Origin of the sequence: Marinobacter sp. 2_MG-2023 (genome assembly GCF_030546935.1) — a bacterium.
GTDB lineage: Bacteria > Pseudomonadota > Gammaproteobacteria > Pseudomonadales > Oleiphilaceae > Marinobacter.
This window is the reverse complement of the sequence record NZ_JAUOPH010000004.1, coordinates 532,691-548,114: the sequence shown is the minus strand read 5'-3', so window position 1 is coordinate 548,114 and position 15,424 is coordinate 532,691. Positions and strand designations below refer to the sequence as shown.

Sequence of the window (15,424 nt, the reverse complement as noted above, 5' to 3'; positions counted from 1 at the left end):
AAAAAAGGGGTGACCGCTGAGGTCACCCCTTTTTGTTTGCCTGTCCTGATACGAACTCTGTTAGAGCGTCGGCGACAGCCTCGGGTGCGGCTACCTGTGGAACGTGGCCCGTATCCAGTGAGGCCACTCTGGCACCGGGCACGAGCTGCTGCATACGTCGTTGGACCGGTAGAATAACCGAGCGGTCTTGCAAGGCTTCGATGTAGAGCCTGGGCAGCCGCCCGAAGCGAGCTTGGCTCCAGATGGGGACTAGCGCCCGGCTACCTTCTGCCTGGGGTGTAAATCGGCTGGTAGCTTGCTCCGCTACCTGAGCGCTGACGTCCTGCAGGAAAATGTTCCGGATGGCAGGCGCCTGTACCCGTGACACCTGGCCGTCAGCCTCCCAGTCCAGGAAAGGACCTATGCCTGAGGCCTCAGGGAAGTCCTTTATTATTTCCTCCACCACTTCACCAAAGCCAGTACCTGACGGCAACATCATACCTGCCAGATAAGCAACGCCAATTACGCGTTCAGCGATGGATTCAGCGAGTTGTGTAGCCACGGCGCCACCGCCGGAATGGCCAACCAGTAACAATTGGCCTCCAACCTTCTCAAGCTTTTTTTCAAGGTCCGCCACACACTGGTCAAGAGACGCTTCAGCCGGATTGCCCAGCCGTGGACCACATCCGGGCAGGTCCGGGGCCAAAACCCGGAACCCCCGTTCTTCAAGGTAGGGCGTAATTGTCTCCCATACCCAGCCGCCAGCCCAGGCGCCATGAATCAGTACCGCAGTGATCGGTGCATCAGGCATAAGTCCTCCGGTACATGTCCATCAAGTGAGCTTCCACGGTTGTGGGTGGGTAATGGGGCTGGTCGCCCTCATCCAGACAAGTAGGCAGGCAACTGACTTCGTGATCCGGGTTGCCGGTGAAGAAAAAAGGCACAGAGTAGCGCTCTGCGCCAGAGGTGTTGACCACCCGGTGCAAGGTGGAGCGATAACGGTCGTTGGTCCAGCGAGCGATCATGTCGCCAAGGTTGACAACAAAGGTGCCGGGAATCGGCTCAGCATTGATCCATTCGTCGGCCTTTGCATCCCACACCTGCAGCCCGGGTTTGTCATCCAGTAGCAGCACGGTAATGCCGCCAAAGTCAGTGTGGGCTCCACAGCCCTTCTCTCCGGGAGCCGGATTCGGCGGTTGGGGCGGGTAGTGCAGCAATCGCAGGGTTGAGAGTGGTTGCCGGCAGAAATCCGCGAAAAAATCTTCATCCAGCCCGAGTGACAAAGCCAGTGCCTCCATGATCCGGCCGCTGAGCTCATTCATCCCCTGGAAATATTCCATCATGGTGCCACGGAAGTCTGCCAGGGTCCGGGGCCACTGGTTGGCTCCCATATTGAAGCGACCTGCCTCTACCCGTGGGTCTGAGTTGTCCAGCTCTTCACCGATGTAAAAGCCCTCTTTCAGGTCCGGTGGTGAACCAGGCTCCAGTGTTTGGCCTTTCAGAGGTTCGTACCCACGGTTTGCCTTGGAGAAGCTTTTGTTGATGGCTTCTTTGTCAGCGCCTGGCAGGCTGAACAGGGCTTGAGATTCCTCGAATACACGCTTGATCAAGGTTTCGGAAATACCGTGGTGGCTGACATAGAAGAAGCCAGTATGCAGGCACGCGTCGGCCAGTGATTGGGCCAGCTGTTGTCGTTGATGGTCGGTTCCTGCCAGCAACGACAAATCGATAATAGGCAGTGAAGCCCCTGATTCGCTATTGATGCTCATGATGTCACTCCGGGTTTCAAGTAATTCTGTCCATCTGGTCAGTAATTCACAAAGTGTGCCAGTGATGCAATTGGCCTCAGCAGCCTTGAAATCGTGAGTAGTCCCGTGCTTGAGGGTTTCAAGCTCTTCTGGGGTGGGGCTCAAGGGGCATCAAATGAGGGCGTTTCGCGCAATCTCGCACTAGTTTTGGGCGTATCTTTTGTTGATGGATGGGGCTTGAACGTGGGTTCTGTGAGTTAGTGGCATTTGGGGTTGGCGGTCCAAACTGGCCCGTTAATTGAAGCCTGCTGAAGGGTGAGCGCTGATCACCGAGCTGTTTCTGAAGTCCGGTTTTGCAATCTGGCCTGGCCTTTGCTTTATCTAATAAAACCTGACCGAATGATCAAAAAACTTAGAGCGTAAACCGTAGAAGGGGAAAGCAAATGCATAAACGTATCACTCGTTCGTTTCTGATTGCAGCTTCATTGGCTGGTGGGTTGTTGAGCCAGTCTGTATTGGCGGCCGATAAGGTTGTTTACCAACTGGATTGGTTGCCAGGAGGGGATAAGTCTCCGGTTTACCTTGGTGTTCAGGAGGGGTTCTTTGCAGATGAGGGGCTGGAAGTCCGTATCGCAAGTGGTCGTGGCTCTACCGATGCCATCACCAAGATTGCGACCGGGCAAGCCGACATCGGCAGTGCTGATATTGGCGCCTTGATGGCTGCTAAAGCCCAGGATGACAGTCTCCCGGTAAAAGCGGTCTACAGTATTTTCAATCGCGCACCCCATGCCTTCTTTACACTTGAGAGCAGTGGCATCAGTAAAGTGACGGATATTGAGGGTAAGAAAGTTGCCACCTCGCCGTTCACTTCTTCCAACGCGTTCTTGCCGCTGGTGCTGAAAGATAATGATCTGCCGGAAGACGCTGTTAAGTTGACGAAAGCAGACCCGGGCGCCCTGGGGCCAATGCTGATGAACGGCGGTACGGATGCCATTATTGCCTGGGTGACCAATATCGCCCTCTTTGACAAACAGGCCAAAACAACCGGCAACAAACTGGTTGTGCTGCCCTGGTCTGATGCTGGTCTTGAACTCTACTCTTCGTCAATTGTTGCTGCCGATAAATTCCTGAGTGAGCGCCCGGACGTGGCCAAGCGTTTCATGCGCGCTTACGACAAATCTCTGAAACTCACCAGTGATGACCCGACGAAAGCTGCCGAAGCCCTGCACGCCATGGTGCCCGAGGTGGAAGTTGATGTGGCCGTTGCGCAGATTGGTGACTCCATGAAACTGGTGGTCAACGAAGTGAGTGAGCGTGATGGCTTGGGAGCGCTTACTGAAGAGCGTGTCGCCCTGACTTGGAGCCGTGTGGCTCAGGCAGAAAAGCTGGACGAGGATGCACTCGCCCCGGAAACCGTCATTGACCGTACGCTGCTTGAGGCGCTGTAAGTATGACTGAACCCGCCACTAACCGTTCTTTTGTCCGGCTCTCCGGAGTCGGGCACAGGTACGACCCGGACCCGGAAACGCCGATGGCGGTCACCGGTGTCGACCTGGATATCCAGCGGCATGAGTTTGTAGCAGTCGTCGGCCCGTCCGGGTGCGGAAAGTCGACACTGCTGCGAATGATCTCTGGCTTGCTTAAGCCGAGCGAGGGGGAGGTCTCGGTGTTTGGTCGCCAAGTCGATGGCCCACGGGATGATGTTGGCATCGTGTTCCAGAAGCCGACTTTGTTGCCCTGGCTGAATGTCCGGAAGAATGTGCTCTTTCCGCTCAAACACAAGTATGGCCGTTATAGTCGTGAAGACGAGAAGCGAGCGGATGAGTTGCTGGAAATGGCGGGCCTCGAAAGTTTCGCCAGTAAAATGCCCGACGAGTTGTCGGGCGGTATGCAGCAGCGCGTGGGTATTGTCCGGGCGCTCTTGCTCAACCCGGATATTCTTTTGATGGATGAGCCTTTCTCTGCGCTTGATGCCATGACCCGGGAACAGATTGGCTTTGATTTGCTCAAAATCTGGGAGGAAAACCCCAAAACTGTTTTGTTCATTACGCACTCGATTGCAGAAGCGGTACTGCTCGCGGATCGGGTTCTGGTGATGAGCAAGCGGCCTGGAACCTTGCTGGAGATGCTGGATGTCGATCTGCCCCGGCCAAGGACCCGGCATACCATTTCCGAGCCCCGGTTCGCGGAACTCACAGAACGACTGAGGAAGCATATTTATGAGCCTGAAGCAGCCTGATCCGAAAACCAGGCGCCTTCTGCTTGCAGCTGCGCCCTGGTTGTTTTTCGTTGCACTTATCCTGTTGTGGGAGCTGGTGTGCCGGGTGTTTTCTCTGCCGGAATACGTATTGCCGGCACCAACGGCCATTGTTGATGCTTTCTTCAACGTGGAGTTCAGCCGCTGGATGACGCACTTGTGGGCAACTCTTCGGGTGGCCTTGATGGGGTTCCTGGTTTCCATTCTGGTAGCCGTCCCCATTGCGATTGCCATGATGCGATCAGAGTTGTTGACTCGCACGCTCTATCCGTTGCTGGTAGTCATCCAGTCCACACCCGTTGTTGCAGTCGCGCCCTTGATCATCGTTTTGATGGGTTCTGATGATCCATCAAGAGTGCTGATTACCTGCCTGCTCACTTTCTTCCCACTGGTTGTATCTACGGCCACGGGTATTAACGAGACGCCGGCGGAACTGATAGAGCTGAGCCGTTCACTGGATGCGCCCACTCGCCGTGAGACATGGCAGATCCGAATTCCTTATGCCATTCCCCATATTTTCACCGGGCTGCGGGTTGCAATCACCCTGGCAATTATTGGCGCGGTGGTTGCGGAGTTCGTGGCTGCAGAAGAGGGGTTGGGTTACTTCATACAGTTCTCCACATCCTTCTTCCGGATTCCCCAGGCGTTTGCCGGCCTGTTCTTCCTGGCGGTAGTGAGTCTGTTGCTCTTCAAGTCGGTGCAATGGACGCAGCAAATTTTCTTCCCCTGGAGCCTGCCTAAAAAGTAAGGCCCCTGGGTATACATCGAGATTTAGGATATGTCAGAACTTGAAAAACTGAATGATGCCGATCTGGTTATGATGCGAAGGGTGCTTGAGGCAGCCGATTCACTCGCCGCAGAAGGCGTTCATCCCTTTGCTGCCATGCTGGTTGATGGCGACGGCAATGTGGTTATGGAGCAGGGCAATGCCTACCTGCCTGATCAGGATATGACAGGCCATGCAGAACGAGTGCTGATGACCCGCGCAAGCAAGACCTGGCGGCCGGATTACCTGGCTAAGTGCACCATGTATGTTTCTGCTGAGCCGTGTTGCATGTGTGCCGGCGCTGCCTACTGGGCCGGCTTGGGGCGGCTGGTCTATGGGCTCAGCGAGCATCAGTTGAAGATGATCACAGGTAATCATCCCGAAAATCCGACCCTCGACCTGCCTTGCCGACAGGTATTTGCATCGGGTCAGCGGGAAGTTGAAGTCATAGGGCCGGTGCTGGAGCGTGAAGCCGCGAAAGTGCACGAAACCTTTTGGCAAAACCACGGAGTATGAAAGCGTTATGACCCCAAGCCGTGTAACCGTGGTTGTTGACTCCCGGTACGGGAGCACACTGGCGTTGGCAAGGGCTATTGCTGATGGCGTTGTTGCTCAAGGTGCCGAGGTTCGCCTGTGCAGAGTGGCCATTACCGAGCCTGAATTCAGTGTGGATATGGAGCGGCCTGATTTTATCGCCGCCCAGAAAGAATACAGAGACCTGCCCCAGGCGACCGCTGCAGACCTTGAGTGGGCTCGCGGTATTATCTGGGGGTCGCCCACCCGTTACGGTTTGATGAGTACACCACTGCGCGCGTTTATTGACGAGGTGGCGCCCCTTTGGCGACAGGGCGCTCTGATCGGCAAGGTTGGAGCGGCCTTTACATCCACGGGCGGAATGCACTCAGGTAACGAGATCACGTTATTAACCCTGTTGCTGCCCTTTTTACAACACGGAATGGTATTGGCGGGTGTGCCTCATAGTGTTCCGGAGTTGGTGCAAACGGAAAAGGGCGGATCGCCATACGGTGCCACCACAGTGACCGGCTTTGATGGCACGCGCGGAGTAGATGATAACGAACTGGCCATCGCCCGTGCCCTGGGGGCCCGGGTTGCCCGGCTTTCCGGTTGGGTAGAGCCAGAGCCGGCATCCGTTGAGCTGGCTGCCTATTCAACCTGACGCCCTGAATCCAGATCCAGAATGTTGTGTCCTTTTGCCGCCTTCGGGCGGCTTTTCTTTTTCTTGTCTTGCTGTTTCTAAGGGACTGATGGTGGTGCGTGGGCTTCGGTGCGCACAAAACCAGAGCAGTTGGCTGAGAACTGGCTCAGCGTGGTGCATTCAATGCTGCTGGAAGTCTGTCCAAGCTACTGAAACTATGTGTTTTTTGTGTGATTCGCCGAGTGGCACGAGGGTTGCTTTAAAACTTGATCAAATGGTCAATTAAATATGATGCAACCCTCTAACTCAGGAGAGTACCCATGACGAATAAATTCAGAGCAGCCTCTGTTGGCTCCTTGGTATTGGCTGGCCTGGTAGCGCTTTCGTCGGTATCCGCCGAAGAGCTGGACAAGGTCGTGTTCGGAACCAACTGGTATGCCCAGGCCGAACACGGTGGCTTTTACCAGGCCCTCGCCACCGGTATTTATGAGGACCACGGGCTGGATGTGGAGATCAAAATGGGTGGACCCCAGGTGAACGGCACACAATTGCTGGTTTCCGGGCGTTATGACCTGCTGATGGGTTACCCCATTGGTAACGTGAACGCCGTTGAAAAAGGCTTGCCTGTGAAAACCGTTGCGGCGTCCATGCAGGGTGATCCCCAGTCACTGATTGCACATCCGCACGTTGAATCCATCGAGCAAATCAAAGAGGACGGCTTGCCGATCTACCTCGCAACATTTGCCCACTCAACGTTCTGGCCATGGCTGCAAGCTGAATACGGATTTGAGGACGACGTGGTCCGCGCTTATACCTTCAGCGTGGCGCCATTTTTGACGAACGAAAACATCGTGCAGCAGGGGTACCTTTCATCCGAACCATTTGCGATCGCGAAAGGCGGGATAGAGCCTAATGTCTTCCTTCTCTCAGATTATGGCTACCCTCCATACGCAACCACTATTGAAACCACCACAGATATGATCGAGGAGCGTCCCGATGTGGTGAAACGCTTTGTACAAGCCAGCATGGAAGGTTGGAAAAGCTACCTGGAGTCCCCCGAAAAAGGCAACGAGTTGATCCGGCAAGAGAACCCGGAAATGACACCGGAACAGCTCGCTTACGGCCTGGAAAAAATAAAGGAATATGAACTTGTCACCGGTGGCGATGCGCAAACCAAAGGCATTGGCGTAATGACTGAAGAGCGTTGGACCAGGATCAAGGACTTCATGGTAGAGGCAGGCCTGGCATCGGCCGATCTCGACATGAGCAAGGTCTACACGCTGGAGTTCCTGCCCGAGTCACCGGTGCTGCCTTAAGCTCATACGCACCACATATCCTGATGCCGGGCAGAAACAGGCCCGGCTGTCTGCGGAGACATTACGATGACAGCTAATAAGGTTACGCCGCTGAAGGCGGCTCCAGAACCGCAACCGGAAATCGAAGCCAGTGTTTCGGAGGGGGCGGCGCCACGTCCGATACTGCAGGTGGAAGGGGTTAACAAAGTTTACAGCAATGGCACGGTTGCTCTTAAAGGGGCTGGCCTTGCGGTAAAGCAGGGGGAGTTTGTGAGCCTTCTGGGCCCTTCTGGTTGTGGTAAAAGCACGCTGTTACGCATCATGGCCGGTTTGGGTGAAGTGACTACCGGCACCGTAAAGTGGTGGGAGCAAGACTACGACGTAGTTGGCGGTAAGGGCCGTAAGCTGGCCTTTGTTTTTCAGAATGCCACGCTGATGCCCTGGGCTCGGGTACGTAAGAATGTACGGCTGCCACTGGATCTTGAGCATAAGGGTGGCTCGGCTGATGCAGAGAAGAAAGTTGATGACGCTCTCGAAATGGTAGGGCTCAAAGGCTTTGATGAGAGCTTTCCCCGAGAGCTTTCCGGCGGCATGCAAATGCGTGCCTCCATCGCCCGGGCCATGGTTACCGAGCCCAACCTGTTGTTGATGGATGAGCCGTTTGGTGCTCTTGACGAGATGACTCGAAACAAACTCAACGACGATGTCCTGAAGCTCAGAAAAGAGAACGGCTGGACCATCGTGTTTGTCACTCACAGCGTATATGAGGCGGTGTATCTGTCCAGTCGGGTGGTTGTAATGGCTGCACGCCCGGGGCGGATTGTGGATGACATCAAGATTGATGAGCCTTATCCACGATCCCCGGATTTTCGGATGTCGACGGAGTTTGCCGGTTACTGCCGGCAGGTGTCGCAGGCCCTTGAGCGCGCCAGTGCCATGGGTGAGAACAAGGAGGAGAGTCACTGATGAGTACTCCACTGATACGGAACGAACGGTTTGTCCAGATTGCTGCACCTCTGGTGGTAGGGGTTCTGGTTCTTTTGCTATGGCAGGTCAGCGTCATGGCGTTCGATGTACCCAAATACCTGGTGCCCAGCCCTGTGGATATCGTGCAGTCGCTGGTGAATGACTTCAGCTCTCTGTTTAACGCTTTGCTGATGACCTTGAAAGTTACCTTTCTGGCCTTTGTAATCGCTGTGGTGCTGGGTGTCGCAGCCTCTTTGTTGTTTGTGCAAAGCAAATGGATTGAGGTCAGCCTGTTCCCCTACGCGGTACTCTTGCAGGTAACGCCCGTAGTGGCCATTGCGCCTTTGATTATTATCTGGGTAAACGACACGACCTGGGCACTGACCATTTGTGCAGTGATTGTTGCTATTTTTCCCATCATTTCCAATACCACCCTGGGGCTGCGCAGTGTTGATCCCAACCTGTTGAGTATGTTTCGTATGTACCGGACCAGCCGCTGGCAGGAACTGGTGCGCCTGCGGATTCCCGGTGCGCTGCCATACTTCTTTGGTGGCTTGCGGATCAGTTCCGGGTTGGCCCTGATAGGTGCGGTTGTTGCCGAATTTGTCGCAGGCACAGGTGGGTCCAAAGCGGGTCTTGCGTACATGATCCTGCAGTCAGGCTACAACCTGCAGATTCCTAAAATGTTCGCAGCGCTGATTCTGATCACGCTGACCGGGATTCTGTTGTTTGCAGCGATGGTCTGGATGTCTGACAGGGCTCTGCGAAACTGGCATGAAAGTGCGCTCAAGGTAGAGCACTGAAGATGTCGCAACCCGCCCAACCCATGCCCGCAGCGGGTGCCAGCTACGCTTGGCGTAACGGGTACCTGCTCCTGGCTTTTACCGCTCTGACCTGGGGAATCAATTTCCCCATTATGAAGATTGGGCTGGAATACAGCTCTCCGCTGCTTTACACCACCCTGCGAATGATCATTGGAACCATCACCATGTTTCTGACAGCCGCGGCTATGGGCATTCTTAGGGTGCCTCATCGTGCGGATATTCCTGTAGTGTTTTCAGTGGGACTTCTCCAGAACATGGGCTTTATCACTCTGGTGACTCTGGGCATGCAGTTTATGCCCGCGGGCAGGGCCGCGATACTGGCTTACACCTCACCCATATGGGTGGTTCCCGCAGCGGCAATGTTCCTGGGAGAGCGGCTGACCGCTCCAAGGGTTGTCGGAACAGCACTTGGGCTGGTGGGGCTGATGGCCATTTTTAATCCTCTGGATGTTGACTGGGGATCTGAAGGTACCTTGCTGGGTGGATCACTGATTGTGCTGGCTACGCTGGTCTGGACAGCGGGCTTGATTCACGTCCGCAAGCACCAGTGGCATGGCAATGTTCTTTCGCTCATTCCCTGGCAGTTATTGTCCTCTCTTGTGTTTCTCATACCCTTCTCTCTGCTTGTTGAAGATACATCCGGCATACGTTGGGAACCCGCATTCCTCGTCAATATCCTGTTCAGTGGCGCCCTGGCTTCCGGTGTGTGCGTCGCTGCACAAGTCGGGGCTATCCGTTCTTTGCCCGCTGTCACTATGTCGCTGAGCTCTGCGGCGGTCCCTGCGGTCGGGCTGCTTTCCTCAGCGGTTCTTTTGGGGGAAATGCCGGGCTATCACGACCTGTTCGGGTTTTTCATGATTGGCCTGGGTATCGTACTTGTAGGTCTCAGCGACCTGAGGCTGGCGAGAGCAAGGGTGTCCGGGTTATCGAGGTAATAGGAAGGTGCCCGAGACGCCGTGCAACGCATGGGTGTTACTCCTTACGCTCGGGAAAAAATCTCAGGTGCTATAATCCGGGCGTAGAAACCATCAGCTGAAGGAGATATTCGATGGCGAAAAGAAAGGCAAAGCCCACAAAGCATAGTGCGGTGCAGCGGGACCTTAAAACCCCGAAATACCAGATGCGGGTAGTTGAAGATAAAAGCAAATATAGCCGGAGACGTGACAAGAGTGTACGGATGGAGGACTTTCGCAAGGCTGCCTGAGAGGTGGTTTTACGAAAATCCTTCGCCCGTTCTTCTCTTGTTTCCCGGCTTTAATAACCTGCCTTCTCAGGTGCTTCATTACATGCCTGCTTCCGGCTTCCCTGGAGCAGATAAGCGCAGGTATAGAGACATGTGAGTATTACTCCAGCAAGCCCCGCCTTTTCCCACACAGACAAATTGAACTGCTCAACCAGCAGATGACTGATCAGGGGGAGGGTTGCCAAAAATAGGGCGACTGCGAAGGCTTTATTCCAGAAGCTCGCGTCAGGGTCGTATTTTTTATAGTTTTCGATGTCATAGGGCTGCCAGGGATCGGATCCCTCAACATCTGCGGGGCGCCAGCCCGTTGGCATGAACCAGAGTTTGATTTTATCTCGCCATCTTTGGGTATTCACGGCGTCTTTCCACAGTCTTGCCCACCAATCCACATGAGCGAATATCGGGTCCCAGCTTCGATAGGGTTTGCGCACGCCAAAAATACAGGGTTCGTCTCCACTCTCCTCAGCCCAGGTGCCGAAAAGCTTGTCCCATAGCATGATTACACCGCCGTAGTTCCTGTCGACGTAGCGGGTATTAACCGCATGGTGTACGCGATGGGCTGAGGGCGTGTTGAGAATGCCTTCAATGGGAGGAATGCGACTAATGGAGCGAGTGTGTATCCAGAACTGGAAGATCTTGTTCAGCACCAGCACGGTTGCAAATACTTCGACCGGACAGCCCATCAAAGCCATCGGAATAAATACGGGGAACATCAGGGTGTCCTGAAATGCACCTTGCCGCAGAGCGACAGTGAAATTGTACTCTTCGCTCTGGTGATGAGGCAGGTGACCGCTCCACATAAAGTTCACAGTGTGAGACAGGCGGTGGCCCCAGTAGTAGAAAAAGTCGAAAACGAAGAAAAACAGAATCCATGTGAAGGGCGAACTCATACTCCATTCAATCAGGCCAAAACTGTTGGACAGAAAGGCAAAAAACAGGAGCAGCCCACCTTTGGTAAAAAGCTCGAAAACCAGCGTAACAATGCCGCAGCTCATGTTGGTAAGGCTGTCGTTCAGCCGCAGCCTGGTTCGGCTTTTTCGCCAGAAGAAGAGTGATTCCAGGGCAATGAACAGTAGAAAAAACGGGATAGAGAAAGCTACATAGTGATCAGCCATTGTTGGCCCCTTTCTTTTTATTAGTAGCTTGACGTTACATCGGCTGATTAAAAAAAGCATTGCTCTAATACGACACTTTTTTGTCTTATTGCGACGGAAGCCTTGGTTCTAGTTGGGGGTAGCCGGAGATGGGGTTGGGTCCTATTTTTCGCCTACTGCTTTGTAGCGAGAGAGAAAACGTGGAGCACAGAAACAACAAAACCCGCACAAGGCGGGTTTCATCTGAATTCTTAATGGTGCCCGGAGGCGGAATCGAACCACCGACACGAGGATTTTCAATCCTCTGCTCTACCAACTGAGCTATCCGGGCAAGTTGCTATACTGCTGTGCAACGGGGCGCTATTAAACCGGTTTCGGGGTAGTGAGTCAAGGCCGGTCCGGAAAAATTTCTGAATCTTTTCAGGCTTGGTCAGGCTTTGATCAATCCGGCGTTATTGCTCCGGCGGCACGTAGCCTTCGGCTTTGTCGAAAGGCTCATTGTTGAAGTAGTGCTCCATCTGCGCCTGCAGGTATTTGCGGGTGTTCGGATCCATCAGGCTGAGGTGCTTTTCGTTGATCAGCATGGTTTGCTGGTGTTGCCACTCTTCCCAGGCCTGTTTGGAGATGTTCTCGTAGATGTCCTGGCCTTTTGCGCCGGGCATGGGCGGAAAGTCCAGGCCTTCAAGTTCTTTCTGGTGCTTGCGGCAGAAAACTGTGCGGCTCATATTCGCTCCTGTCTTGATAAGTGCGATGTGCGATTGGCCGGATGATAACAGATAGTGCCGACTGAGCGTGCGGGTGCGCTGTTATCCAGGCAGGGTGCCTTGTTCCGGGTTTGTGAGCAGTGTACGGATCGGTGCCGGCAAGCCCAGGCTCAGAGCTTCGTGTCTGTGCAGCCATTTCTGTTGTCCGTCATCTCTCAGGGTGTTCTGCCCGGTCACGCCCAACCTGGCGGGCTGGATGTGTAAGTGGTAGTGGGAAAATGTGTGGCGGAAGCCGCTGATTAATTCCGGCTCGTCGCAGTCCAGCCCGAGCTTTTGCTCGCAGGCCTCCTGAAGTTCATCTGGGCCGAAGGCTGGGTCCAGTTCCGGCAGGCTCCACAGGCCGCCCCATATTCCACTGGGCGGTCGCCGTTCCAGTAGAATGCGGCCTTCGTGATCTTCAAGGATGACCATCCAGGTTGTTTTTTCAGGCTTGGCTTTTTTAGGCTTGGAACCGGGGTAGAGGTTGATTTCTTTTCTTGCGTAGGCGGTACAACCCCCGTGTAGAGGGCAGTCGTGGCATGCTGGGCGGCTGCGGGTACAAACCATTGCACCCAGGTCCATGATGCCCTGGGTATAGTCTCGAACCCGCTCATTCGGGGTATGTGTCTCAGCATGTTCCCAGAGCTGTTTCAGCACTGAGGTTTGGCCAGGCCACCCGGGAACGGCATGGTAACGGGCCAATACCCGCTTCACATTGCCGTCAAGTATGGCTGCGCGCTTGCCAAATGCTTGAGCGATGATCGCAGCTGCAGTAGAGCGGCCGATGCCGGTGAGGCTTTCGAGTTCTTCCTGGGTACCGGGGAAAGTGCTGCCAAAATCCTCCATAACGGTTTGAGCGGCTTTCTGCAAATTACGCGCCCGGGCGTAGTAGCCTAGCCCGGACCAATGGCTGAGCACGTCGTCAACCGGTGCCTCGGCCAGAGACTGCACATCCGGGAAGCGCTCTATGAACGCCTGAAAGTAGGGGATAACGGTTGCCACCTGGGTTTGCTGAAGCATGATTTCAGAAACCCACACTCGATAGGCATTGCGGTCATGGTGCCACGGCAGGTTGTGCCTGCCGTGTTGGTCGTACCATGTCAGAAGGTTTTCGGCGAAGCTGCCTGATGTCACTTGAACAGGCCTTTCAGGGCGTCTTTTACTGAGTCGCCCGCGCCTTCGCCAAGCTGTTCCTCCAGCTTTTCGCGGACTTTTTCTTCAGCTTTGCCTTTGGCCTCATCGATTTCTTCCTGAGCCTTTGCGCGTGCAGCGTTTTCCGCAATGTCTTTCAATGTATCGCGGAAGCGGGAGCCGTCAAAAGAACAAAGGCTGGCAGCGCCTTCCGAGAAATCACCGCGACACTCAACAGGCATCACGACATTTTCCACGTACTCGGTTACCCGGCATGCATTATCCCTATGGATTTCGCCTACGATGCGCAGGCCAAGCTCGTAATCCACGAGGGTCTGCTTCAAGTCGACAGTTCCGTTGCCTTCCAGCCGCATGCCCGCCAAAGACGCGACCAGATCTGTGTTATCGAAGACGTTGCCGTTGATGTCCAGAGTGCCGTGCATGTCATTGAACGGTGTTGTTTCACCCCAGTCGGTGGTGGTGAGTTCGTCCCCGTTGACCAGGGCAATTCCCTGACAAGCCATACGGGTCAGGTTCATATTGCGGAACTCACCCTCCGCAAGATTAAAACTGACCTGCCCATCGGCCTGATCCCGCAGAACGGAGATGCGGTTTCCTGAGGTGGTCGCATTAACCTTGAGGTTGGCGCCACCGGAAAGCATGGTGACCTCTGCGAGATCTACCAGCAGCGGGAGGGTTTGAACGTTGCTCACATCAGAGTTGACGGTCCACTTCGGGGTGTCGGTGCGTGCGTCGATGGTGACGTTGGCATCAAAGCCACCTTCATAAAGCTTGCCGCTGAATTCGTCCACTTTCAGCAGGCCATTGTTGGCAGTTGTGCTGGCCTTGATTTCATTAATGCTCAGGTTGCTTACGATCAACTCTCCCAACCCGAAGTCGATATCCAACAGCAGGCTGCGCAGGGTCTCTAGTGGTAATAAGTCGCCTTCAGGGCCTGTGCCGGCTGTTTGAGCCGGGGCTTCAGTTGTTGCTTCTGTGGCGTCTCCCTCTGCTGCCGGCGGAAGGTAGCGGTCAGCATTAAGCTTGTCGCCCTGAAGATCAAACACGATGCCGCCGTTTGCGAGGTTATAGCTACCCGAGCCTTTAAATGTGGTGTCATCCAGCGTGATCACAAGATCAGACAGCGCCGGCTTACCTGCGGCACCGCCAATGTTTGTGGAAAACGCGATAGCCTCGAGAACGCCCTCGTCGGTTGTCTCGATGGCGGGCTGGCCGAGATTGTCGAGCAGTTCCTTGAGAGAAAACTCGGCAATGGCGACCTGGCCTTCGAGAGTTGGTTCGTCGCCGAAGCCGCTGACATCGAGATTGGTGTTAAGAGTCAGGTTGGCAAGGGTCGCGGTGAAGTCGCTCAGGGTTGCGGTTTCGTTTTCGAGATTGGCTTTCGCTGAGCCTTCCAATGTCGCGGTAACTGACTTGCCACCCAAGGGTTCGCCGCTCATCTCGAACACAGCGTTCAGGCCGGAAACAGCAAAATCGTTCAAGGCTTCATTGGCCGCCAAGCGAACCTCTATGTTTCCGTCCACTGCGAATTGTGGTTGGGCTGTCTCGACACGAAAACCGATTTCCAGTGGAAATTCGGAGCCCAGGGTAATGTTGCTGGCGTTGACGGTGAAGTCCTGGAGAGTGACTTCCTGGCCAGTACTCAGATCACTGTAGTGCACTTGCGCATTACTGATCTGGACGTTGTCGACGTTGAAGTTAAGTGCCTCGCCGCTGGCTTGTTCAGCCTCCGAATCTGGCGTATCTTCAGATTTGGTGGCAACATCCTGTTGCGCAGCATCTGTCGAGGGCTCTGGCATGATACGCGTCCAGTTGCCTTCTCCCTGTTCGTTGATGCTCAGGTTCGCATCCAGGCCGTCCAGCACAAAGGTGCTGACCTGGGGCGACATGGCGATAAGAGACCAGAAGTCGACTTGCGCCACTAATTGATTGAGTGCAATGAAGCGTTCACCGTCGAGGGTGGCTTCTACATCATTCAGCTCCAGCCCGAGAGGAATAAACGACCAGCCGATATCTCCGTCCAGAATGAGGTCAAGGTTGGTGTGTTCCTCAACAACGTTTTCGATCTGTGGCTTGTAGTCGTTCGGGTCTATTACGGCCATGGCAATAGCTATCGCGGCAATGGCGAGAACAACAACTGCAACGATGGCGATCAGCACATAACGTATGGCTTTCATGATTCAGGCTTCCTTTCTGTTGCC

Annotated in this window: 16 protein-coding genes and 1 tRNA gene; 10 read left to right on the top strand and 7 right to left on the bottom strand. The window is 54.6% G+C overall.

Annotated features, from left to right (window positions below):
* Positions 1–22 precede the first annotated feature (22 nt).
* Together Q4501_RS13175 and Q4501_RS13170 are read right to left on the bottom strand one after the other, a co-directional pair.
* Positions 23–790: an alpha/beta fold hydrolase gene (locus Q4501_RS13175; RefSeq protein ID WP_303596702.1), complete on the bottom strand. Its 768-nt coding sequence runs from the start codon at positions 788–790 to the stop codon at positions 23–25.
* Positions 783–1,748: an isopenicillin N synthase family oxygenase gene (locus Q4501_RS13170; protein WP_303596701.1), complete on the bottom strand. Its 966-nt coding sequence runs from the start codon at positions 1,746–1,748 to the stop codon at positions 783–785. The genes Q4501_RS13175 and Q4501_RS13170 overlap by 8 nt, the downstream gene beginning before the upstream one ends.
* Positions 1,749–2,170: 422 nt before the next feature.
* Here Q4501_RS13170 and Q4501_RS13165 point away from each other — a divergent pair, with 422 nt between their 5' ends.
* From Q4501_RS13165 to Q4501_RS13120, 10 genes are all read left to right on the top strand, one after another.
* On the top strand, positions 2,171–3,175 hold the full coding sequence (locus tag Q4501_RS13165; RefSeq protein WP_303596700.1) for an ABC transporter substrate-binding protein: 1,005 nt from the start codon (positions 2,171–2,173) through the stop codon (positions 3,173–3,175).
* A 2-nt stretch (positions 3,176–3,177) separates the two neighbouring features.
* Complete coding sequence (locus Q4501_RS13160; RefSeq protein WP_303596699.1) at positions 3,178–3,966, top strand: ABC transporter ATP-binding protein; 789 nt, start codon at positions 3,178–3,180, stop codon at positions 3,964–3,966.
* Complete coding sequence (locus tag Q4501_RS13155) at positions 3,947–4,732, top strand: ABC transporter permease (RefSeq protein WP_303596698.1); 786 nt, start codon at positions 3,947–3,949, stop codon at positions 4,730–4,732. The genes Q4501_RS13160 and Q4501_RS13155 overlap by 20 nt, the downstream gene beginning before the upstream one ends.
* 69 nt (positions 4,733–4,801) lie before the next feature.
* On the top strand, positions 4,802–5,266 hold the full coding sequence (locus Q4501_RS13150) for a nucleoside deaminase (protein WP_303596842.1): 465 nt from the start codon (positions 4,802–4,804) through the stop codon (positions 5,264–5,266).
* 7 nt (positions 5,267–5,273) lie between these two features.
* Entirely contained in the window at positions 5,274–5,927 is a 654-nt protein-coding gene (wrbA, locus tag Q4501_RS13145; RefSeq protein WP_303596697.1) for an NAD(P)H:quinone oxidoreductase, read from the top strand.
* Between the two features lie 299 nt (positions 5,928–6,226).
* Positions 6,227–7,222: an ABC transporter substrate-binding protein gene (locus Q4501_RS13140; RefSeq protein ID WP_303596696.1), complete on the top strand. Its 996-nt coding sequence runs from the start codon at positions 6,227–6,229 to the stop codon at positions 7,220–7,222.
* Positions 7,223–7,288: 66 nt separating this feature from the next.
* A complete protein-coding gene (locus Q4501_RS13135) occupies positions 7,289–8,167 on the top strand; it encodes an ABC transporter ATP-binding protein (protein WP_303596695.1) in 879 nt (292 codons plus the stop codon).
* Complete coding sequence (locus Q4501_RS13130) at positions 8,167–8,970, top strand: ABC transporter permease (RefSeq protein WP_303596694.1); 804 nt, start codon at positions 8,167–8,169, stop codon at positions 8,968–8,970. The genes Q4501_RS13135 and Q4501_RS13130 overlap by 1 nt, the downstream gene beginning before the upstream one ends.
* A gap of 2 nt (positions 8,971–8,972) precedes the next feature.
* On the top strand, positions 8,973–9,926 hold the full coding sequence (locus tag Q4501_RS13125) for a DMT family transporter (RefSeq protein WP_303596693.1): 954 nt from the start codon (positions 8,973–8,975) through the stop codon (positions 9,924–9,926).
* Positions 9,927–10,039: 113 nt separating this feature from the next.
* Positions 10,040–10,195 (top strand): hypothetical protein, encoded by a 156-nt coding sequence (locus Q4501_RS13120; RefSeq protein WP_303596692.1) that lies wholly within the window; start codon positions 10,040–10,042, stop codon positions 10,193–10,195.
* A 50-nt stretch (positions 10,196–10,245) separates the two neighbouring features.
* On the opposite strand, the gene Q4501_RS13115 is transcribed toward Q4501_RS13120, so the two are convergent.
* From Q4501_RS13115 to Q4501_RS13095, 5 genes are all read right to left on the bottom strand, one after another.
* Positions 10,246–11,349, bottom strand: coding sequence for a sterol desaturase family protein (locus Q4501_RS13115; RefSeq protein ID WP_303596691.1), 1,104 nt, complete (start codon positions 11,347–11,349; stop codon positions 10,246–10,248).
* A 234-nt stretch (positions 11,350–11,583) separates the two neighbouring features.
* Positions 11,584–11,659: transfer RNA gene (locus tag Q4501_RS13110), tRNA-Phe, on the bottom strand.
* A gap of 121 nt (positions 11,660–11,780) precedes the next feature.
* Positions 11,781–12,053 carry an oxidative damage protection protein gene (locus tag Q4501_RS13105; protein ID WP_303596690.1) on the bottom strand — a complete coding sequence of 91 codons (273 nt, stop codon included), beginning with the start codon at positions 12,051–12,053 and terminating at the stop codon, positions 11,781–11,783.
* A gap of 81 nt (positions 12,054–12,134) precedes the next feature.
* Complete coding sequence (gene mutY / locus Q4501_RS13100) at positions 12,135–13,205, bottom strand: A/G-specific adenine glycosylase (RefSeq protein WP_303596689.1); 1,071 nt, start codon at positions 13,203–13,205, stop codon at positions 12,135–12,137.
* Positions 13,202–15,400: an AsmA family protein gene (locus Q4501_RS13095; RefSeq protein WP_303596688.1), complete on the bottom strand. Its 2,199-nt coding sequence runs from the start codon at positions 15,398–15,400 to the stop codon at positions 13,202–13,204. Before Q4501_RS13095 ends, mutY begins: the two co-directional genes overlap by 4 nt.
* Positions 15,401–15,424 lie beyond the last annotated feature (24 nt).

Coding starts and splice junctions, on each gene's coding strand:
- Q4501_RS13175 (WP_303596702.1), bottom strand. CDS start 790: ATGCCTGATGCACCGATCACTGCGGTACTGATTCATGGCGCCTGGGCT.
- Q4501_RS13170 (WP_303596701.1), bottom strand. CDS start 1,748: ATGAGCATCAATAGCGAATCAGGGGCTTCACTGCCTATTATCGATTTG.
- Q4501_RS13165 (WP_303596700.1), top strand. CDS start 2,171: ATGCATAAACGTATCACTCGTTCGTTTCTGATTGCAGCTTCATTGGCT.
- Q4501_RS13160 (WP_303596699.1), top strand. CDS start 3,178: ATGACTGAACCCGCCACTAACCGTTCTTTTGTCCGGCTCTCCGGAGTC.
- Q4501_RS13155 (WP_303596698.1), top strand. CDS start 3,947: ATGAGCCTGAAGCAGCCTGATCCGAAAACCAGGCGCCTTCTGCTTGCA.
- Q4501_RS13150 (WP_303596842.1), top strand. CDS start 4,802: ATGATGCGAAGGGTGCTTGAGGCAGCCGATTCACTCGCCGCAGAAGGC.
- wrbA (WP_303596697.1), top strand. CDS start 5,274: ATGACCCCAAGCCGTGTAACCGTGGTTGTTGACTCCCGGTACGGGAGC.
- Q4501_RS13140 (WP_303596696.1), top strand. CDS start 6,227: ATGACGAATAAATTCAGAGCAGCCTCTGTTGGCTCCTTGGTATTGGCT.
- Q4501_RS13135 (WP_303596695.1), top strand. CDS start 7,289: ATGACAGCTAATAAGGTTACGCCGCTGAAGGCGGCTCCAGAACCGCAA.
- Q4501_RS13130 (WP_303596694.1), top strand. CDS start 8,167: ATGAGTACTCCACTGATACGGAACGAACGGTTTGTCCAGATTGCTGCA.
- Q4501_RS13125 (WP_303596693.1), top strand. CDS start 8,973: ATGTCGCAACCCGCCCAACCCATGCCCGCAGCGGGTGCCAGCTACGCT.
- Q4501_RS13120 (WP_303596692.1), top strand. CDS start 10,040: ATGGCGAAAAGAAAGGCAAAGCCCACAAAGCATAGTGCGGTGCAGCGG.
- Q4501_RS13115 (WP_303596691.1), bottom strand. CDS start 11,349: ATGGCTGATCACTATGTAGCTTTCTCTATCCCGTTTTTTCTACTGTTC.
- Q4501_RS13105 (WP_303596690.1), bottom strand. CDS start 12,053: ATGAGCCGCACAGTTTTCTGCCGCAAGCACCAGAAAGAACTTGAAGGC.
- Q4501_RS13095 (WP_303596688.1), bottom strand. CDS start 15,400: ATGAAAGCCATACGTTATGTGCTGATCGCCATCGTTGCAGTTGTTGTT.